This window comes from Candidatus Poribacteria bacterium, from assembly GCA_026702755.1.
In the GTDB taxonomy this organism is placed as follows: Bacteria; Poribacteria; WGA-4E; order WGA-4E; family WGA-3G; genus WGA-3G.
The window spans coordinates 34,997-56,312 of sequence record JAPPBX010000001.1 but is presented as its reverse complement, the minus strand read 5'-3'; the positions used below and the strand labels follow the sequence as shown (position 1 = coordinate 56,312).

General features: G+C 47.0%; 18 protein-coding genes. 14 read left to right on the top strand and 4 right to left on the bottom strand.

The genetic code is table 11. The features are described 5' to 3' along the window. The first annotated feature begins 202 nt into the window (after positions 1 to 202). The 4 genes from OXH39_00245 to OXH39_00230 all read left to right on the top strand — a co-directional run bounded on the left by OXH39_00245 (position 203) and on the right by OXH39_00230 (position 4,136). A complete protein-coding gene (locus OXH39_00245; protein ID MCY3548859.1) occupies positions 203 to 1,078 on the top strand; it encodes a CehA/McbA family metallohydrolase in 876 nt (291 codons plus the stop codon). 344 nt (positions 1,079 to 1,422) lie between these two features. Continuing rightward, entirely contained in the window at positions 1,423 to 2,298 is an 876-nt protein-coding gene (locus OXH39_00240) for a CehA/McbA family metallohydrolase (GenBank protein ID MCY3548858.1), read from the top strand. A 32-nt stretch (positions 2,299 to 2,330) separates the two neighbouring features. Further along, positions 2,331 to 3,359, top strand: a complete 1,029-nt coding sequence (waaF, locus tag OXH39_00235) for a lipopolysaccharide heptosyltransferase II (protein MCY3548857.1) — start codon at positions 2,331 to 2,333, stop codon at positions 3,357 to 3,359. Positions 3,360 to 3,386: 27 nt separating this feature from the next. Next, on the top strand, positions 3,387 to 4,136 hold the full coding sequence (locus tag OXH39_00230) for an HAD family hydrolase (protein ID MCY3548856.1): 750 nt from the start codon (positions 3,387 to 3,389) through the stop codon (positions 4,134 to 4,136). Positions 4,137 to 4,209: 73 nt separating this feature from the next. Here OXH39_00230 and lexA read toward each other — a convergent pair whose 3' ends face one another. After that, positions 4,210 to 4,875 carry a transcriptional repressor LexA gene (gene lexA, locus OXH39_00225; protein MCY3548855.1) on the bottom strand — a complete coding sequence of 222 codons (666 nt, stop codon included), beginning with the start codon at positions 4,873 to 4,875 and terminating at the stop codon, positions 4,210 to 4,212. Positions 4,876 to 5,048: 173 nt separating this feature from the next. Between lexA and OXH39_00220 the strand changes: the two genes are divergently transcribed. The 10 genes from OXH39_00220 to OXH39_00175 all read left to right on the top strand — a co-directional run bounded on the left by OXH39_00220 (position 5,049) and on the right by OXH39_00175 (position 19,372). Then, a complete protein-coding gene (locus tag OXH39_00220; protein ID MCY3548854.1) occupies positions 5,049 to 5,714 on the top strand; it encodes a thioredoxin family protein in 666 nt (221 codons plus the stop codon). Between the two features lie 65 nt (positions 5,715 to 5,779). Beyond that, positions 5,780 to 8,290, top strand: coding sequence for a transglycosylase domain-containing protein (locus OXH39_00215; protein ID MCY3548853.1), 2,511 nt, complete (start codon positions 5,780 to 5,782; stop codon positions 8,288 to 8,290). 862 nt (positions 8,291 to 9,152) lie between these two features. Further along, entirely contained in the window at positions 9,153 to 11,210 is a 2,058-nt protein-coding gene (gene uvrB / locus OXH39_00210) for an excinuclease ABC subunit UvrB (GenBank protein ID MCY3548852.1), read from the top strand. A gap of 127 nt (positions 11,211 to 11,337) precedes the next feature. Further along, positions 11,338 to 11,595, top strand: a complete 258-nt coding sequence (locus OXH39_00205) for a hypothetical protein (protein MCY3548851.1) — start codon at positions 11,338 to 11,340, stop codon at positions 11,593 to 11,595. 193 nt (positions 11,596 to 11,788) lie between these two features. Continuing rightward, positions 11,789 to 13,306, top strand: a complete 1,518-nt coding sequence (locus OXH39_00200; protein ID MCY3548850.1) for a pitrilysin family protein — start codon at positions 11,789 to 11,791, stop codon at positions 13,304 to 13,306. Further along, positions 13,306 to 15,456 carry an insulinase family protein gene (locus tag OXH39_00195; GenBank protein ID MCY3548849.1) on the top strand — a complete coding sequence of 717 codons (2,151 nt, stop codon included), beginning with the start codon at positions 13,306 to 13,308 and terminating at the stop codon, positions 15,454 to 15,456. Before OXH39_00200 ends, OXH39_00195 begins: the two co-directional genes overlap by 1 nt. Then, a complete protein-coding gene (locus tag OXH39_00190; GenBank protein MCY3548848.1) occupies positions 15,453 to 16,232 on the top strand; it encodes an isochorismatase family protein in 780 nt (259 codons plus the stop codon). Before OXH39_00195 ends, OXH39_00190 begins: the two co-directional genes overlap by 4 nt. A gap of 84 nt (positions 16,233 to 16,316) precedes the next feature. Beyond that, positions 16,317 to 16,664, top strand: a complete 348-nt coding sequence (locus OXH39_00185; protein ID MCY3548847.1) for a hypothetical protein — start codon at positions 16,317 to 16,319, stop codon at positions 16,662 to 16,664. 79 nt (positions 16,665 to 16,743) lie between these two features. After that, entirely contained in the window at positions 16,744 to 17,073 is a 330-nt protein-coding gene (locus tag OXH39_00180; GenBank protein MCY3548846.1) for a hypothetical protein, read from the top strand. Between the two features lie 28 nt (positions 17,074 to 17,101). Next, positions 17,102 to 19,372 (top strand): prolyl oligopeptidase family serine peptidase, encoded by a 2,271-nt coding sequence (locus OXH39_00175; protein ID MCY3548845.1) that lies wholly within the window; start codon positions 17,102 to 17,104, stop codon positions 19,370 to 19,372. A gap of 158 nt (positions 19,373 to 19,530) precedes the next feature. On the opposite strand, the gene OXH39_00170 is transcribed toward OXH39_00175, so the two are convergent. The 3 genes from OXH39_00170 to OXH39_00160 all read right to left on the bottom strand — a co-directional run bounded on the left by OXH39_00170 (position 19,531) and on the right by OXH39_00160 (position 21,278). Beyond that, positions 19,531 to 20,397 (bottom strand): hypothetical protein, encoded by an 867-nt coding sequence (locus OXH39_00170; protein ID MCY3548844.1) that lies wholly within the window; start codon positions 20,395 to 20,397, stop codon positions 19,531 to 19,533. A 192-nt stretch (positions 20,398 to 20,589) separates the two neighbouring features. Next, complete coding sequence (locus OXH39_00165) at positions 20,590 to 20,982, bottom strand: hypothetical protein (protein MCY3548843.1); 393 nt, start codon at positions 20,980 to 20,982, stop codon at positions 20,590 to 20,592. 2 nt (positions 20,983 to 20,984) lie between these two features. Beyond that, positions 20,985 to 21,278: a hypothetical protein gene (locus tag OXH39_00160; protein ID MCY3548842.1), complete on the bottom strand. Its 294-nt coding sequence runs from the start codon at positions 21,276 to 21,278 to the stop codon at positions 20,985 to 20,987. Between the last annotated feature and the right edge of the window lie 38 nt (positions 21,279 to 21,316).

Genomic DNA, 21,316 nt, shown 5'->3' with positions numbered 1-21,316 from the left:
ACAATTATGGTTGCCCCTCACCAATCCGTACCTGCTGATAATTGAAAATCGAAAATTGCATAGGCTGATTACCAATCGGACAATTATTGACAATGGACTATAGACACGCTAAAATAAATGTGGACATGCGAGATCCATCCAATAGATTCATACATCACCGCCTAAAGACGTGAACATATCATCACAGAATGAGGAGTTATCGATGTTCAACGCAAATCCCTTCCGCCAACCCGGACAGTGGTACCGAGGAAATACACATAGCCATAGCACAGAATCCGACGGTCAACTTTCCATGTCGGATCGATTCGCAGCCTACTGTGAAGCAGGCTACGATTTTTTAGTCCTAACAGATCACCGTAAGGTAAACGATGTGAGTGCTTACAGCACGTCGGACTTTCTGGCGATATCAGGAAGCGAGGTGCATCCTGAAAACCCCTATGGTGGTGCGACGTATCATTTTGTCGCGATTAATATCCATGAGACAATCAATTGCGCAAAGATGCCCCCGAACGCTGTGCTTGATGAGATTAAGGCGCAAGGTGGCGAAGCCGTTTTATGCCATCCCTACTGGTCTGGACACACAATTACGGATTATCTACCGCTGCGGGGTTATTTCGCGATTGAAGTCTACAATGATGGCTGTATGGAGATCGGCAAAGGATTTTCAGAACAAGCGTGGGACGATTTGCTGGATAGAGGCGGACCCGTTCTCGGCATCGCTTCTGATGATTCACACGGCACCGATCACGATTGCTTCCACGGATGGATTATGGTCAAGGCACAGGAGTTGACGATTGAAAGTATCATGGAAGCATTCAGGACGGGCGCGTTCTATTCTACAATGGGACCCGAAATTATGGATATGGCGTTAGATGATAAAGCGTTGACAGTCAAATGCTCGCCAGCACAATCAATTGTTTTTAAAGCACAATGCAGTCGAGGTCAGCGAATTCTGCCACCCGACGGTGAACTCTTGACGGAGGCAACCTATAGCATTCCGGAAAGTGTCAAGTATGTTCGGGTTGAAATAACCGACGAAACCGGTAAAAAAGCTTGGTCGAACCCATTTTTTTTCTAAGGTAAGTAGGTCTATTTATTTTTTGGTTTTTTGTCCAAAAGAACCCTAAATCCCCTTATCAGGGACTTTTCGCATATTTTACGGGAAAACTGAATAATCCTGTGAAATTTTAGGGTTCTTTAGTTTTCGGTTTTTTCGTTGATATTAACCCCCTAAATCCCCCTTATCAGGGGGACTTGACGCTTTTTCTCTGGAAAACTGAATAACCCTGTGAAATTTGAGCAATTATTGACAAGTGAATTTTGGATATGGTAAAATAGATATGGACGTGTGAAGTCCATCCAGTGGAGTAATGCATCATCCGTAAAGATGTGAACACATCATCACCGAACAAGGAGCAACCAATGTTCAACGCAAATCCTTTCCGCCAGCCGGGGCAATGGTATCGAGGGAATACACATAGCCATAGTACGGAATCCGATGGGCAGCTTTCCATGTCGGACCGGTTCGCAGCCTACCGTGAAGCGGACTACGATTTCTTAGTCCTAACAGATCACCGTAAGGTAAACGATGTGAGTGCTTACAGTACACCAGACTTTTTGGCAATATCTGGGAGCGAAGTTCATCCATCAAACCCTTATGGCGGTGCGACCTATCATTTTGTCGCGATTAACATTCATGAGACGATCAATTGCGCAAAGATGCACCCGAACGCAGTGCTTGATGAGATTAAAGCGCAGGGCGGTGAAGCCGTTTTGTGTCATCCGTATTGGTCCGGACACACGATTACCGATTACCTACCGTTACGCGGGTACTTCGCCATTGAGGTCTACAACGACACGTGTATGGGCATCGGCAAAGGTTTCTCGGAACAGGCATGGGATGACTTGTTGGATAGAGGTGGACCTGTTCTCGGCATCGCTTCAGATGATGCACACGGAACCGAACACGACTGCTTTCACGGGTGGATCATGGTGAAAGCGGAAGAGTTGACGATTGAGAGCATCATGAAAGCGTTCCGAACAGGCGCGTTTTATTCTACACTCGGACCCGAAATTGAAGATCTAGCGTTAGAGGATAACGAGTTAACGGTTAAGTGTTCGCCAGCACAATCGATTGTTTTTAAAGCGGAGTGTAGTCGCGGTCGACGAATCCTCCTGCCAGACGGTGAACTCTTGACTGAGGCGACGTATAGCATTCCGAACGGTGCGAAATACGTTCGTGTTGAAGTGACAGACGAAACCGGTAAAAAAGCCTGGTCGAACCCGTTCTTTTTCTAAGGCAAAATCTTGGCGTTCTCGTTGGTGCTGTAATGCAAAACATTCTGGTGTGCCAAACAGGTGGTTGGATCGGTGATATGGTACTGCTGACACCCGCGTTGCGTGCCTTGAAGCAGGCCTATCCCGAATCCCATCTCGAACTCCTCTTACGTCCTCGCGTCGTGGATTTGATGGAGACCCATCCTTATGTTGACGCTTGCATTGTTGATGACAAGACGACGGGACGCTACCGATCGATAGTAAGGTCGGTATTCCAGATACGGGATAGGGCTTTTGACGTTGCTGTTGTGTTGCATCCGACTTCGTTCCGAAACGCGCTCCTACCGTTTCTTGCCCGAGTACCAATTCGCGTGGGGACGGGTATTAGTGGGCGTGGCATGCTGCTGACGAGATCCTTCAAAGACGATACTACCGTCCATGAGGTGCGTCGATATCTACGGGTGCTTCAGCTGCTGGATGTTGACGCTGTTTCGGATGTTTTAGAATTTTGGCACACAGATACCGACCGGCAGTTTGTTGAAAGTCTCTTGGATCGTGAGGGGGTATCGCCCCAAGATCGGCTTATTGCCGTCAATCTCGGCACAACATGGAAGACAAAACAGTGGGATGTGGCGAATTTCGCCGAGGTTATCCGACAGATCGGGTATCTCGCACCAGAGACCAGAATTGTATTAACTGGATCACCTACGGAGGAGTCGTTCACGGAAGGCGTGTCTGCATCACTCCCGATAATTAATCTTGTCGGCAAGACATCGATTCTGCAACTCGGAGCGTTATTGGAGAGGTGTGAGGTGTGTTTGACGTGTGATAGCGGTCCAATGCACATCGCTGCAGCGGTTGGAACACCGACGGTCGCACTCTTCGGTCCAACCGATCCCGTGCGGCATCGTCCTTATAGTAGTGGGCATGAAGTCATTGAGAAATCCGTTTCGTGTCGCCCGTGCTATAAACGGACCTGTCAGCGAACAGATGTGCCTTATCTTTGCATGAAGGAAATTAGCATCGGTGAAGTCGTAAATGCATTGGAGATAAAATTACGGCACAAGACACATGTTACCTAACGTCAAAATTACAAAAAGGAACACTGAATGAAGGATATCCGCGCACTAGTATTTGATTTCGGCGGAACCTTAGATGGAAACGGTATCCATTGGTTGGAGCGAACGTATCAGTTTATCGAAGAGCGGCATCCAGAAATTACGCGTGAAGCGTTTGACGAGGCCGATAGAGCGACGATAACAGAATTCGCACTCGGTGATTCGTCTATTGAGTGGTCGTACCAAGACGGTTCAATGCTACCGATCGGTGCAGTTGCGTCTGAACATGCGGCGCGTTGTTCGTTGCGAGAGACTGCCGATGCGATTGCAGCGGGGATTTACCAACGACTCGGATTGAGTGAGAAAATGAAAGACGAGTACGTTGAGTGGTTTTGCGCGGGTGCCACTGAGATCCTCGCAGCAAATCGTCAGTGGTTCGAGACGCTTTACGGCACCTATCAACTTGCTGTGATTAGTAATAACTTTGGGAATACTCGCGGTTGGTGTGATGAATATGGACTCACGCCTTTGCTTGAGGTGATTGTAGATTCAACTGTTTTAGGGATAGCAAAGCCGGACGCTCGCATTTTTGAAGCGGCATTGTCAGAATTGAAGGTTGCGCCTGCACATGCCATCTACGTTGGAGATAGTTACTCCGCAGATATGATTGGCGGCAAGAACGCGGGGATGTGGACGGCGTGGCTCGTTGGAGATCAACCCAGAGCGTGTCCGGATCCGTCCATGGTAGATGTGCAACTCTCTCATCTACACGAATTGACCGATTTTTTGGATGTGAAATAGAGTTTTTGGAAGGTAATGGGCAGAAATCACGTTCTGCCCATCGGATTAAGATTGCGGGAATAAGCGTGTGTCGCTACATTTCTCGGTGAAGCGCGATAACTTTACCGAGTATTATCACGTCCCTCGTGTTGAAGACGCTTGGTTCAATCATCGGATTTTCCGGTTGTAACCGGACTTGATCGCCGTCAACGAAGAAGCGTTTCACTGTTGCCTCGTCTTCAACCATTGCTACGACAATATCGCCCGGGTCGGCATCAGGCTGCCTTCTAACAATCACAAAGTCACCTTCCATGATTCCAACGCCGATCATGCTGGATCCAATAATACGGAGTGCGAAGCACTCGTGATCGTTTAGCATGCGTGTCGGCATCGGAAGGGTGCCTTCAATATTCTGTGATGCGAGGAGGGGGGTGCCTGCTGCTACGCGCCCAAAAATCGGAATCTCCGTAATATCGCGTTGCGTTTCCGACAAAACTGGGTTTGCGTTTTGTCCTTCTAACCATTTACTGGTGGCGAGTTTCGGGTCCGCTTCCTTCAATATGGAAATCGCGCGTGGCTTGCCATCTTCTCGTTCGATATACTTTTTTTTCTCAAGGGCATTGAGATGATCATGTGCAGCCTTTTCAGAGAAGCCGAATTCGCTACCAATCTCGCGTATCGTTGGTGGATAGCCCTCTTTGATACGCCGCTGGATATAGTTAAAAATCTCGCGTTGTCTATCGGTCAAATGCTTTGCCATGAATTGATCTCCCGTAGTGAATATCAGTTTATATTTATATATTATCCTATATTTAGTTTAAAAAAGCAAGAAAAAAATCAAATATTTTCTATCGGCATGTTCGCGTGTCCTTCAATCAGAAAATTGAAACCGACCAGTGCTATTAACGTCTTAATTAGAGGAAAATCTACAAAATGCGAAGGCTAAATCTTGTTACACATTTTTTCGCGAAGCACCGCGTTGCTTTTTGTTATGTCTGTCTGCTCATTGCTTTCGTTATCGGAACCTTGGGTGTAGGTTTGGCGAAAGAGAAAACAGAGAAGGTGAAGCTTGATACCATCGTTGCAGATTTTACGCGCAAGGATGCTGATGGCGAATCTCATACGCTCTATAAGCTGAGCGAGGATAAACCTGCTACAGTTGTCCTGTTTCTCGCTACACAATGCCCAATAGCGACAGACTATGTGGAGCGGATTGTTGCCTTGGTTAAAACTTATGGCGAAAAGAAAGTACAGTTTATTGGAATCAATTCAAACAAACAGGAGAAGATTGAGGAGATTTCGGCGTACAACGAGAAGCACGGTTTTGAATTTCCTGTGCTAAAAGATCCAGAAAACAAAATTGCTGACTATTTCGGGGCGAGAAGAACCCCTGAAGTCTTTCTTCTCGATGGGAAACGTGTGCTACGCTATGCTGGTGCCATTGACAACAGTCCAAAGGAACCGACGAGACACTATCTCAAAGACGCTTTGGATTTAGTCATCGCCGGAAAAGATATTCCGAAGGCATCGAAAAAAACGAGAGCAATCGGGTGTACAATTAAACGCGTTCGGAAGACGAGCGTGGATAGAACACCTTAAAAAAATAAATTCTACCTTCAAGCCGCAATCTCTCTATTAAATATCACACAAGGAGCAAGAAACAGATGCTTCGATTCTTATACCACTGTTTTCAGGCAGTGCTAACCCTCTTCTGGAGTGCATGCATTCTCATATTTATAGCGGTTTTCGCTGGCATCGGGTTTGCAGGTGGTATGCTACTCGCGTGTTGGGAAGATGTACGCGACATTGACTTAGATCGACTTGAATACGATGTTGATGTTGAGACGTGGCGACAACATCTGGAGGTTTACTCTTCAGTGTGTGAAGTGCAAAAGACAGATAAAGTTGTATTTTTGCTTGATAAGTTAGAACGTTTGGAATATAAAAAGGTCTCGGAAATCATTCCAAAGTTGAGCCCACCGGGGGCGTATGCTGTATCTTTGGATGCACCTGTATCTTGGGATCCAAAGGCTGAAAAAAAACCGAACGGAACTGTGCGTATCCATCTACGGGATTTTGAATATCCGCATCTTGATGTAGAGGCAGGGCACGTTCAAATTTCAGTTAAGAACGGAGAAATTGCCGCTATCCGGAATGAAAATGGTTCTGTGCGCCAAAATTTCTACCTTGAACCGGAGAAGTTAGACGAATTTGCTGACGATGAAGGTTCCACACGCCGCCTAATTCCGCTCCTGCAAATGTCTGAGAAGGTTATAGGGGCATTCACGGCAATTGAGGATCGACGATTTTATGAACATTGGGGAATTGACCTTATACGCCTCACTGGCGCGTTTAGAAATACGGTGTTATATGGAGAACGCTTGTCTGGTACAAGCACACTAACGCAACAGTTAGCACGGAATATTTATCTCTTTAATCAGCGGTCAAAAAGAGATTATGTCCGAAAAGCGAGAGAGATACTGCTGGCGGTGAAAATTGAGAAAGCCTTCTCTAAGGATGAGATTTCTGAGCGCTATCTGAACCATGTTGATTTAGGTAGATCCATGTATGGTGGGAAAACGTATCACGGCGTTCATCAAGCAGCACTCGGTTATTTCGGGAAAGAGGTCTCGGAATTAGACTATCACGAGTGCGCGTTGCTCGCAGCACTTCCGAAAGGTCCCCACGCGTTTTCGCCGTTTTTCAACCCGGAACGAGCCAGAAATCGACGTAACCTCGTGCTTGACGCGATGTTTGATCAAAACTATATCCCTACTGAATCTGAATGGCGCGCGAGCCGAGACGCGCCGCTCTTTCCACAAAACCTGCACCAAAGAGGGACAAGAACTGCATTCAAGGAAGCGGGACACTTTCTGCAGGAGGTCCATGAAAAACTCAGGGACCTTCCTGAACTCAAAGATAATTTGTATAGTGGTGGATTGAAGGTTTACACAACTATAGACATGACCATGCAGGTTGTTGCAGAGAAAGGGACAGCAAAGCACCTCCGCGTGATGGATGAGACATACGGTCCAACGAGTCTACCGGATTATGATGATAGTAAACAGAATCCAAACGGCGTTAATCTGATTGATGATTACTTGCAAGGGGCACTCATTGCGTTTGAACCGAGGACGGGGCACGTTAAAGCGATGGTAGGCGGTAGAGATTACAACATCACCGGAGATCAGATTAGTTTCTATAATCGCGCCGTTGGAACTGCAAGGCGGCAACCCGGTTCCGCCTTTAAGCCGATTGTTTTTGCTGCCTTGTTAGAAGAACCTTCAATTGTAACACCCGGAACGGTTATTATTGATGAACCGTGGGGGATGGTGCCTTTTCCTGGACAATGGTGGGCTCCAGACAATTATACGGAAGGGAGATTTAGAGGACCGGTCATCATACGCGACATTCTCACGAGTTCCATTAACGTGCCAACGGCGAAGGCAGTGTTGGAGACACCTATAGCTGAGAACGGTACATGGGAGGGGCTAAATCGCGTCATAAATTTGGCAAAAAGGATGGGCATTAAAAGTCCACTGAATCCATTCCCTGCACTCTCCTTAGGTGCAGCTGAAATGACAGTTCTTGAGTTAACTTCGGCGTATGGAATTTTCGCAAACGGTGGTGTCCGTGTGGAGCCGATATACATTCAGTACGTCGTGGACACAGACGGGAACATTATCTATTCCTCCGATGAACTTCAGGTTCAACGTGACCGCGTGCTGGATGAAAAAGTGGCGTACCAGATTACCTCGTGTTTGGAAAATGTGATTAAACATGGGACCGGCAGACGCGCTATAAGAATGGGACTGACTCGACCCGCCGCTGGCAAAACAGGAACAACCAATGAATATGTGGACGCTTGGTTCGTCGGTTATACTACGGATTTGATTGTCGGTGTTTGGGTCGGATTTGATAAAAATCGAGCGAATCGACCGAATTACAATCAACAAGGGGCGTGGGCGGCACTGCCGATCTGGGCGGAATTCATGATTAAGGCAGCCCGCGGACCCGAGAAGGAATTTCCTGTTCCTGAAGGCATTGTCTTCGCGGAGATTGACAAAGTGAGTGGTCGTCTTAGACGCGCAGGCAAGTGTCCGGAGGAGAACATTAGCAGAGAGCCGTTCATCGAAGGACAACAACCAAAAGAACTTTGTCATCTTCACAGATAACATGTAGGATTGTTTTGTAGGGGCATCCCTTGTGGGTGCCCATCCGTTTTCTAAAATCGATAGGTGCGGTCTCCTAACCGCACCATGGGTGTCAATTTAAGGATTTCGCACATCATTTCAGATCAGGATCTAAACAGGTGCCGCCCCTACGGGGCTAAAGCATTGGGGTAAACGCATTTCTACATAGATGCCGTCCCTACGGGACTAAAGAACACGTCTTCATTGAAGATTTTTTCCGCGATAGGGTTGGTGTTCGCACTTCAGAACACTTCCCTTAGCGTAAAAAACACGTCTATTTTCCTAAAATTGACAGTTATGGTGTGATTTCCTAACCCAACCGGATTTTACACAGCAACCTTGAAGTTTTCAAAAACCTCTTGAATCCCGTAGGGATGGTATCTGTGTAGAAATGGGAATCAGAGAAAGATAAGGTTTCCCCGTAGGGGCGGCATTTGAGGAGACGTTCCTCAAAAGGTTTCCGTGAAAATCACTAAATTGACACCTATGGTGCGGTCTCCTAACCGCACCGGGACCTTGAGGAGCACCTCTCCCGCCACTGGTGAGGATTGTATTTGCCCGTTGCGCGATTCGATGCTCGTTTCGGAGAAGTGCCTCTCCTGCCGCTGGCGAGGATTGTATCCTCGCCTTTGCGCATCTGACAACCAATCACTCTTTGCTGACTGCTGGTGGCTGAAAACCGAATGCCTCTGAAACAGCCAATATCTCTCTACACATTTTTGATGGAGTACGGTATACTATATAAGCCGTACATCTGCCATACAAATTTCTTGTAGCCTTAATATGGACACTGCTTGCAAGCCCGAATTGTAAAGACGATTGAAAAATTCACAAGGAGCAAGACATGAGAGAGAATTGGGAATTGCTGACAAAGATTGACGATCCAAAAGATGATGCCTCGGAATCGGATGCCCTGCAGTTTGAACTAATCTCAGACTTCACACCCCAAGGCGACCAACCGCAAGCCATTGACGAACTCACAGAAGGACTCCAACGTGGAGACAAAGCACAAACACTCCTCGGCGTGACAGGTTCAGGAAAAACCTACACGATGGCGAATGTGATTCAGAATGTACAATTGCCAACACTCGTCATCTCACCCAATAAGACGCTTGCCGCACAACTTTACAACGAATTCCGAACATTTTTCCCAAATAACGCCGTTCACTACTTCGTCAGCGACTACGAGTACTATCAGCCGGAAGCATACATTCCAGCGACCGATACTTTTATTGAAAAAGATGTCCGCATCAACGAGGAGATTACACGGATGCGGCTTGCCTCAACAGCGTCTTTAATCTCACGTCGCGATGTTATCGTCGTTGCGAGTGTTTCTTGTTTGTACGGTCTCGGATCCCCTGATGAATTTGAGAATCAGAGAGTTCAGATAGAGGTCGGAGCGGTCGTCCGACGCGATGCCCTCCTGCGAGCCTTGGTTGATATTCAATACGTCCGCAACGATGTTGAGTTCTGGCAAGGGGTGTTCCGTGCCCGCGGCGATGTGGTTGAGGTGTTTCCCGCTTATAGCGAAAATGCCTATCGTATTGAGCTCTTCGGTGATGAAATTGATCGAATTAATGAAATTGATACCACAACCGGAGAGGTGTTGGCACAACGGGACTTCCTTGAAATCTACCCCGCCAAGCATTTCATGACCGACGGTGAAATCTTCGACCAAGCGTTGATTGATATTGAACTTGAACTTCAGGATCGGGTTCTGAAATTTGAAAAAGAGAATAAATTGATCGAAGCGCAACGCATTGAGCAACGCACTCGCTTCGATCTGGAGATGTTGCGCGAGGTCGGCTACTGCTCCGGTATTGAGAATTACTCTCGACATCTCTCTGGATTACAACCGGGAGATCCGCCCTACTGCCTGATGCACTACTTCCCCGATGATTTTCTGCTCTTTATCGATGAATCCCATGTGACGATTCCGCAGCTACGAGGTATGTATCGTGGCGACAGATCCCGAAAAGAAACGCTTGTCAAGTATGGTTTCCGTCTGCCCTCCGCACTGGACAATCGTCCGCTCCGTTTCGACGAGGTTGAAGCGCGCGTCAACCAAGTGATCTTTGTCTCCGCGACACCCGGTTCCTATGAAATGGAGAGCGGCACGCAAATTGTTGAGCAGATTATCCGTCCGACAGGACTCATTGATCCCCAAATTACGATCCATCCAGTGAAAGGACAGATCGACCATCTCATCGGCAAGATTAAAGAGCGTGTCAGTCATAAGCAACGCATCCTCGTCACGACGCTCACCAAGCGGATGGCGGAAGACTTGACCGAGTATTTAACGGAAGCGGGTATCCGTGCTGACTATATGCACTCTGAGATTGACGTGTTCGATCGTGCGCGTATTCTGCGCGAACTTCGTGAGGGTGTTTTTGATGTGCTGGTCGGTATTAACCTCCTTCGAGAAGGGCTTGATCTCCCTGAAGTTTCTCTCGTTGCGATCTTAGATGCTGACCGACCCGGTTTCCTCCGTTCTGTTAGATCCCTCGTTCAGACTGCTGGACGTGCTGCACGGAACGTTGACGGTGAGGTGCTTTTGTACGGGGATAGCGTTACGGAGGCAATGGGAGAGGCGATACAAGAGACGCAGCGCCGACGTGATATTCAACTCCAGTATAACACCGATAACAACATCACACCCGCGACAATTGAGAAGGCAATTCAGGAGCTTATCGCTGAATCGAGCGACGAGTATAAGACCAAGAAGTCTGAAAAGCCGCCTATTGTGGCAGAAACCATTGAACCGCAAGATATTGAAGCGATAATTACGGACTTAACACGGCAGATGCGAAAAGCAGCGTTGGACCTTGATTATGAGGAAGCCGCCGCCTTACGTGACCAGATTGCTGAACTGAAGGAGCAATCGGCGGCAAAGTCGGCTTGAGGCTTTAAATAAAATCTCGGAATTTAAAACTTGTATCTCAAAGTGTAATCTGCTAAAATGCAGTCGTTGATTGTAACTTTAAAACCTATAACTTCAATTTATTTCAAAATAGAGAAAGGACTTTGCAATGTTTGTTTGTGTAGCCTGTGGTTATTTGTGGAAGGAAGCAGATAGCCCACCAGAAGAGTGTCCTGCGTGCACGGCACCCAAAGAAAAGTATATCCCTTACGATGATAGAGCAGAGCGATGGGTGAAACGTGCGGTGGCAGCACATGTCATGTATCCAGATGAAGAAGGAGCAGACCTTCGCGCGGAGAACTCTGCACTCTCGTCGCACATCAGGTTTGCCCTTGTTGGCTTACTCGGTGACTTGCCGAAAGAATAAAGCGTTGGAGGAGCCTCAATTCCGTAGTTGAGGCTTCTTTTCCGTTTTCTATTGTATTCCTTATTTTTTTATTTTCTTAATTGATACTTGAAAATGCCAACAGCCCTGTTTTCTAACTGAGGGCTTTGAAAGGAAAGGAAGCGGCGCTGCCCAATATCGGGTCTCTATCTGAGACGAGGTGCCGCAATAAAAAATGAAACAGATACGTTATTTGCTGATTCTATTCTTCGTTGCTTTACACGGGATAGCATCAGCGCAAGACCTCGGAGATCGGGTGGTGGAGCACATTTTCCCCAACGGTCTGAAGTTATTGATGATCAAACGCGACACGTCTCCTACGATCGCACCATACATCCTCTTTAAAGCCGGTTCCGTGGATGAATCAGATGATACACGCGGTATCGCACACATGCTCGAACACATGCTGTTCAAAGGCACTAAAACAATCGGCACGAGAGACTATGAAAAAGAACAGGTAGTGCTTGCCGAAATTGATCGGATAGGCGACGCACTTGATATGGAACGCGCAAAAGGCTCCAGAGCAGATGCAGAAAAGATAGCTGAGTTAGAAGAGGCACTCAAAACACAACAGGAACTCGCAAAAGAGTGGATTGTCACCGGCGAATACACCGAAATATATACGCAACACGGTAGCACGGGCTTCAACGCTGGAACTTCGGTTGACTATACCATTTACACTGTGGAGTTGCCGTCTAACAAGTTAGAGTTATGGGCGACCCTGGAGTCAGATCGGCTTAAGAACGCTGTTCTACGCGAATTTTATGTAGAACGCGAGGCGGTCAAAGAGGAACGCCGGATGCGTGTTGATACCCAACCGGGTGGTAAACTCTATGAACAGTTTATGGCGACTGCATTCACTGCACACCCTTACGGCATACCAATTATCGGATGGCCCTCGGATATTGCCATGCTGAATCGGCGCAAGGCGGAAGAGTTTTTTCGTATCCACTATGCCCCGAATAACTCTGTCATGGCTATTATCGGGAATATCGACATAGACGAGACCATCTCGCTCATTGAGAAGCATTTCGGTGATATACCGTCACAGCCGCTCCCTCCTGAAGTGACAACTAAGGAACTGCCACAGGAAGGTGAACGTCGTGTGGAAGTCGAATTTGATGCCGAACCGCAAATCATGATTGGATACCATAAACCGACAATTCCACATTTCGACGACTATGTACTCGATTTTATCAGCGCGATCCTTTCCGATGGACGCACCTCTCGGTTTTACAAAAACATTGTTGAGAAGGGGATAGCCATCTCTGCTGATTCATTGAACGGGTATCCGGGGGCGCGCTACGACAATCTTTTCGTCATAGATGGTGCACCACGATCGCCACACACAACTGTCGACCTTGAAGAAGCGATTTACGCCGAACTTGAAAGGCTCAAAACCGAACCCGTTGCTGAGAAAGAGTTCAAACGGATTCTCAAACAGGTGGATGCCAGTTTCATCCGAGGGCTCAGCTCGAACGCTGGTATGGCACGTCAACTCACCTTCTTTGAAGCGATCGCTGGCGATTGGCGTTATATTCTACAATGGCGTGAAAACATATACAAAGTTACGCCAGAGGACATCATGAGAGTCGCAAAAACCTATTTCACGAAAAGCAACCGCACCGTCGGTACACTCGTTAAAAAAGAGGCAGAAGCACCCGCCGGTGAAGATACGGAGGGCAGCGAATAATGAAGAAACAAACCTTTACCGGATTGGGCATCGCGACGCTGATTGCCTGCCTTATCGTGTGGGGTATTCCGTCTACATTCGCGAAACCACACGAAGAACTTACCTTTGAACCGATTGAGTTTAAACCGCCTGTTCCAGAGAAACGGATGCTCTCGAACGGGATGGTGCTTTACCTCCTTGAGGACCACGAGTTACCGCTTTTCAACATCAGCGGCTTGATTAAAACCGGTGACATCTACGATCCTGCGGATAAGGTGGGTTTATCATCAATATTCGCAACCGTTATGCGAACAGGTGGCACGGTATCGCGTGAACCGGACGCACTGAACGAGGAATTAGAATCAATGGCGGCTTCTGTTGAAGTCGGCATGTCCCGCGAGTATGGCACGATTAATCTCTCAACACTCGCAGAAGACATCGAGAAAGGATTGGTAATCTTTGCGGATGTGCTCAGGAATCCCGCGTTTCGTGAAGACAAATTGGAACTCCGCAAGCAGCAGTCGATCGAACGTATCCGTCGCCGCAACGATAACCCTATTCAACTCGCGTGGCGCAACTTCTCTGCGCTGCTTTACGGAATCGACCATCCCTTCGGGTGGTATACCGAAATGGCGGGCATAGAAAGTATCACTGTTGATGATCTCAAAGCCTTTCATGCGAAATATTACCACCCCGATAACATGATGCTCGCGATTACCGGTGACTTTGAAACGGAAACCTTGATCGCACAGTTGGAAAAAGTGTTTAAGGGTTGGGAACCCGCAGCTATTGCATTTCCTGATGTTCCAACCGTGGATCCTACCCCGAAACCCTCCGTTAATTATATTTTCAAGAATCTCCCGCAGTCAGTGATGTTAATCGGGCATTTCGGCATCAAGCGCACACCTGATTTTCCCGACTTCTTTGCACTTCGGGTCATGAACGATATACTCGGTGAAGGCGGATTCACGTCTCGCTTGATGAGGGAAGTGCGCGAGAAACACGGTCTCGCTTATATGGTCGGTAGCATAATGCAAACGAGTTACTACACGAATCCGGGGGAATGGTTCGCTTATTCGCAAACCCGTACCGAGAAAACGGCAGAAGCGATCTCACTCATTGTTGATGTCGTCAAAGGTCTCCGAGATACGCCTGTACCGGAAGCAGAGTTGCAGCGTACCAAAGATTCACTCATCAATTCGTTTGTCTTTGGGTTTGAGAGTAGTGCACAGATCGCCTTTCAGCAGATGATGCTCGACTATCGCGGTTATGCCCCAGGCTTCCTTGAAACCTTTACCGATAACATTGCTAAGGTCACAGCGGAGGATGTACAGGCAGTCGCACAGAAGTATCTCCATCCGGACGCACTCACGATTGTTACTGTCGGAAACAAAGCCAATTTTGACCGACCGCTTGATGAGTTCGGGGAAGTTAACGTGATTGAGATAGAGCAACCCGCACCTCCACCACCTGCGGAACCGATGCCTGAAGCGAGTGAAGGCGACATGGCGAAAGCCAAAGAGATCGTCGCAATGGCAGTCGAGGCACACGGTGGTCTTGAGAAGTTGCAAGCAGTGAAAAATATTGTTGTAGAGGGGCGCACTGCGGCTAATTCACCAATGGGACCGATGAACCTTGATGTAAAAATATACCAAGTCTATCCGGACAAATTGCGTCAAGATATCAAGATGCCCCAAGGAGAAATGAGTGTTGCCTTTGATGGCACTTCTGGATTTGCACTGACCCCTATGGGACCGCAACCCTTGCCTCCGGAAATGACGGCTTCCTTGAAGGACGGCATTTTCAGAGAGCCGATTTGGCTACTTGCAAATCTGATACAGGACAATGGTTCGGTCCAACACGCTGGCACGGAGGAGGTAATGGGAAAACCCACTGCCATTCTGCTTGTCAAACAGCCTTCGGGTGAAGCACTCAAAGTCTTTATCAGTGAAGAGACCCACTATATAGTGAAAATGGAATTCCGCGAGACGGAACAGGGTGTTGCACTGAATAAGGAAGCCGTCATGGACGATTATCGCGATGTTGAGGGTGTCAAAATCCCTTATCATGTTGTGCAGAATGTAGAGGGTGAACAGTTCACTGAAACTCGTATAAGTAGTGTCACAATAAACGCTGAACTTGACGAATCGCTATTTCAGGAGCCAAAGTGAAAACGCTAAATTTACGCGTCCGATATTTTCAGGATAGTACGCCAGCAGATGTGCCGTGCCGTGAAACTGCTTTCATCCGGCGCGAATTTGAGATGCCGTTACCGGTTGATGAGACCGCTTTGGTCCTCGTTGATTTGTGGAACGTGCATTTCATTGAAAGCTGGATAGAACGCGCGGCGCAGATAACGAAGGAGTGCGTTGTCCCTGTGATAAATGCTGCACGGGAAGCGGGTTTGACGATCGTTCATGCCCCTTCTCCGTCGGTAGCGGAGCAATATCCGCAACTCGAACGGCACAAACCGCCTGAACCGTCTACACCTTCAGCATGGCCCCCCTCCGATTTCCGAAGCCGTGCGGGGGACTACGCCGTTTATCAGGGACCTCGCAGCCAGCCGCCGGGTATCGGCATCCATTGGGACAAACTCGCATCGCAACTTGCTGTCTCCCCTGCGATTGATGTGAAACCGGAAGAGTTCGTCATCGCAACCGGGCAGCAGTTGCATGAACTCTTGGAGGAGCGGCGTATCTTGCATCTGCTCTTCGCTGGTTTCGCAACGAATTGGTGTGTCTTGGGGAGAGATTACGGTATCCGTTCGATGGCACGGTACGGGTATAATATCATCCTGTTTCGTGATGCCACAACCGGCGTGGAATTCCCGGATACTTACGATAACCTGTTCACAACGGAAATCGCTATTCGGGAGGTGGAACAGCAGTACGGGTTTAGTGCGTCGAATGCTGATTTCTTTGAGGCGGTTGAGGCATTGCCAGCATAGTGCCTGCTTCTGGTAGCTCCAAGATTTATTATTAGGCGGGGTCTCTATGCCTCGCCTTCTTTCGTACTACCACAAAGGTTGATTATGAATAAGTATGAAGGAGACAGTTTTGATGATTTTCTCAAAGAGGAGGGTATCTTTGAGGAAATAGTGGAATCTACGCGAAAGCGGTTGCTTGCATCGCAAATTGAGGATCGCATTAGCGCAGTGAACCGAAGAGGAACCACATTTGCAGAGAAAATAAACGCAGATTTTGTCCAATTAAATCATTATCTGTTTGATCTGGATAATACTGTTATTACATCAGAGTTGTTAGATAATCTTGTCCTTGAGGCAACAGAATTAACAATTGATCCTGTCCATTTAAATGGTTCTCTGTTTGATTTGGAAGAATTGTTAGATCGCTACTTTTCCGAAAAAGTAGCTGCTTAGCTGAGGCATAGGTGCTATCACTTCAGAATTTCTAAATCACAATGTTCCCTGTACCAGATGATTTTTGAGAGGAATCAAAATGACGACGGAAACAAAATTTTTTATTCCTAAAGCGAAAGACGATGCCCAAGCAGAGGAAGTCTGGGAATCTGTCAAGAAATTTGCGGAAGAGACGCTGGACTGGGATGTCTCAGATCGACGTATTTTCAGTATTGCCTATCAGAAACGAGGCAAAGACTATTATGTGGAGGTGGGGAAACCGGACCCGCGTAACAAAGAATTTGTGGTTGCGATACTTGAGTCGATGACCTATCTTGTATGTACGCCGAACCGTGGTGTACTGCGAGGTATGCCGCTCTTGATAGCAGAATCAGAATTAACAGATATTACGGACTTCTCACCGAGCTAGAGAATTTGATTTGATCGACAAGGATGGAATGGTGCAGTATAACGATATGCGGGAGAGTATTAATGATATTCTTTGCCTGGAACTTCTCTCTAATTCTCATTCAATTGCTGTTTCGCCTGATGGCAATCAGCTTGCTGTCGTTGTTCAGAATTATCGTAGACATCAAGCAAGGAGGATATCTGAACGTTTCCTACCTTCAGGTTTGAACAAGGGGTTTGAAGGAAGTGAAATTTGGCTTGCTACTGTTAAGAACGGAGAATCACGAAATCTCACACCGAATTGGGGGACAAGTTATAGATCTGCATGGTCACCGGATGGAAAGAAACTGGCTTTTTATTCGGATAAGCATGGGAAGGCACAGTTGTGGGTATGGGAAAGGGGCGAAGATGAGCCGCGACTCGCGAGTGAGGTCACAATTCGACCGTTTTCGCAGAGCGGTCCACCGCCGCTCTGGACACCTGATGGGACGCGGATCGTTGTCAAGCTGCAACCGGAAACAGAGGTGATGGAAGAAACACTACCAGACAGAGAAGCGGTATCTGTTACAGTTTTTGCGAGTTGTGTTCCTGAGGAAACACCTATAAACAAAGAAAACCCCGAAGGTGAATCTGAACTATGGTGGCCCTCATGGGGACATTGGTTTCGCTCAGATGTAGGCGTGATAACAATCGGAACGGGTGAAGTCCAGACGTTAGCGCAAGGATTCCATCCATTTGGTCTTCGTCTTTCACCTGATGGTGCAACTGTCGGGGTTGTGAACTTTCGGGGATTTGAGAAATTAGAAAACGCTCAAGGAATGTACGAGTTTTATCTTTTTCCGCTTGATGGCACTCCGCCAAAGTTGATTGCGGATTCACTTAAGTTCCATGGACTTTTGTTTAGTTGGTCTCCAGATGGTCGCTATATTGCTTATACAACAGAGGGGTATCCCGGCTCAACCGAAGCATCAAAATCGGAGCTTTTTCTCATTTCGACGGTTGATGGTAGTCAAGTAAACCTCACTCAGGATACCGATGTTGAACTGGCAAACAGTTCACACCCACCTTTATGGAGTACAGATAGCCAACACCTGTTCTGTGTTGCCCGAGGGCATCTTTGGCGCATTGAGGTCGCCAGTCGAGCCATTGAGAAACTAACAGATGGATTTGACCGACGTGTCGTTCGGCTTGTTCGACAGGCTGAAGCAGATACCGTCTGGTCACCAGACAATACTGAGTCGGTGTCCGTTCAGACATTGAGGGGGACAGAACATGGGTTTCATCGCATCAACCTGAAAACTCGGAAAATCACAAGGTTGGTTGAAGAAACGCGGGTGTATAATAGGAAGGGAAATATGGATGTTGCACCTCAGACGGGTAATATTTTCTATAGTGTTGAAGATATAAGTCATCCGTCCGAGATGTGGATAGCGGATGCTGACTTTCAAAACCCAAGACAACTTACCCGCCTAAATTCCGGCATTGAAAAGACACCTCTCGGTACTTTTCAGAGTATTACTTGGCAGACTCCCGTTGGAAAACAGTTAAGAGGCGCATTGTTGTTCCCTGCAGACTATGTTGAAGGACAGAGTTACCCGTTAATCACACAGGTTTATGGTGGTTCTTTTCTATCACATAGGGGCAACGATTTCGGAACAGATGGTACGGGACATAATTTTCTGCTCACGAAGCAAGGTTACGTTGTCTTTCTCCCAGATATGCCTATGGAAACCAACGCACCGATTCAGGAATTAACCGAGTGTGTTCTCTCTGGTATAGATGCGGTAGTTGACATGGGAATTGCTGATGCCAAACGTTTAGGAGTGATGGGGCACAGTTACGGAGGGTACTGTGTCAATGCATTGATTACGCAAACGTCTCGGTTTGCGGCTGCTGTCAGTAGTGCACCGGTTAGCGATTTGATTAGTTTATATGGATATTTAACAGAAGGCGGAGATAGCCCTTGGATCACTTGGGCGGAGAGGAGTCAGGGCAAAATGGGGGGTTCCCTTTGGGAATTCCGAGAACGATATATTGAAAACTCCCCGATCTTTTTCCTTGACAAGGTGGAAACACCCTTATTATTGATTGTTGGTGCATTAGACGACGATGCTGTCCCGCAGGCAGGGGAAATGTTCTCCGGTTTACGTAGACTCGGAAAAAAGGCAGTTTTAGCACGATATGAGAATGAAGGGCATACACCGCAACGAGGACGTTATCCGAATGTGGTTGACTATTGGCAGCGGGTACTTACTTGGTTTGATGAGCATTTGTCGGAATCTCCAGAAGGCGATCCTGAGTTGCAAAGGGGGCAGCAATGAATCGAGTATGCCGCCTACCATTCCCATATTGCTAATCCAAGGTTCATTCATTAGAGTTTCCTCCTCATTTTGAGTCTTCGTAAGCCTTTGCTCCGCTTTACGTCAACGTGCCCTCCGCTACTATCAACCAAATTTTCCGTAAGAACGGATTTTCCAAATTAGTTATTACGTGGGCGGAGATGGAGTTCATCCTGAGTGAAATCGATAAAGACTGAATACTTGGAAAAGAAATTATGCCCTAAAAAACCGTCCCTCTTGGGATATTCATAGTCCACAAGCATAAAATCCATCGGCGCGAGTGGGTAATTGCAAGGTGTTCGGAACTGATTTGAACTAAATTTTCCCAATACTTCAACGTCGCTTGGATCGGGTTCAAGGGTTTCGTTTTGCTGTAGCAACTTACCGAGTTTCGACGCAGAACGGATCATCCCGTAGGAATGCCTCTCCTCGTCAACAGCTACAACTCCCGTATCTAAGCAGAAAATGAAGGTTTCCTCATAGTCTTTGAGTTTAACCGGTAAGCTCAGTGGTGGAACTAACCGAACTTTCGTCCAACCTTGCGATTTTAGGTAATCTGGATAGAAATCTTTCCGATACAGACCGAATTTTCTGTTTGGATAGTCAATGAGGACGTTGAATTGATTTAGGAACGTTAAACCGATAAGCCCGCCCAAGTCATCGTATCTTGAGAAGAATTCGTAACCTGGCAATTGGTCCAAAACGAGAGATCCGATTTCGACTTTGGGTAGAAGGTACTGGCGTGACTCATATTTCTGCCCTTTGAAATCGTGGTTTTCTTTGGTGCCACCTGTGTATATGACCTCTAATCTGTTCAAAACAGATGGTGGTAGACTCACAGTGCCATACCCGTGTCCAGTATCAATAAAAAGCCTGAGTTTCACTTTATTGACAAACACGTCAATGTGGGCATCAGAGGGGGAATTGTCTTCGCTTGTGAAATAGATCGGAACTTCTGTGGATTCAAATTCGCTGGGCACGTTAAAGGAAAATGTTGAACTTGGCATAGCGTGACTTCAATATAAAAATTGATCTGTCATGTAAGTTGGTTTGAGAGGTTTGACCGGTGAATTAGACATCAGTTGTGTGTCAGGACAATTATGCCTTGCACTCGCGCAGCACGGATACGCTGTTCCCGGCGTTGATGCTGCTGAAAAACCGATTACATAAAAACAGTGGATTTCTGAGAAATAGGAGTTCTATAAAGATTCATCGAACTGCTTGAAGAGCCGAGCCCCGTCTTTGGGAGAAATAATCGTAGAGTCCTGATCTTTTGAAAAAACAGATTCAAACTCTTCTTCTGCTAACAAATTGTCAATTGCTTCACAGATAGTTTGTTCCGTAAGTCTTTGAACAATCAGCATATCAGATGTCCAAAAATACAAGCCATTAGCACCTTCTCCAGTCTTTTCGTAGTCTTTCATCAAAGTGTCAATATTCTGAAGAGTAAAAAAGACTGCGGAAAAACTTTCACCGTTCGGAAAAGTGACTTGAACATCAACGTTATCATTGTTGGGATCCAGAGGTGTGATTCCGCAATAGATCGTTAGTTTATAATTATTTCGCTGAATAGTTACGTAAGGTTTATCCATTTTTATTTATCTCCAAAATGTTGTAAAACCTCGTTGATTACCTTCTGCTGATTGTCTTTGCCAGAAATTCCTAAAATTTCAGTCTGACCGCCTCTGATTCTCCAGTAGACCCGCGCACCGCCGCGGGTTCGTGATTCGGTAATTCCGTTGCCAATTGGTTTATTTCCTATTCCGGGATTCATATTTCCTTTTTTCAACTGGTCCGTTATTTTTTTAATTTCCCCTTGAAGGGACATTAGCGTTTTCCAGCCTTCTCGTAAAAGTAGAGGGCTTTCGGAAATTCGATTGGTTAACACTTCGTTTCAGTTATCCTTGTGAGAGGTTTTGACCAGTG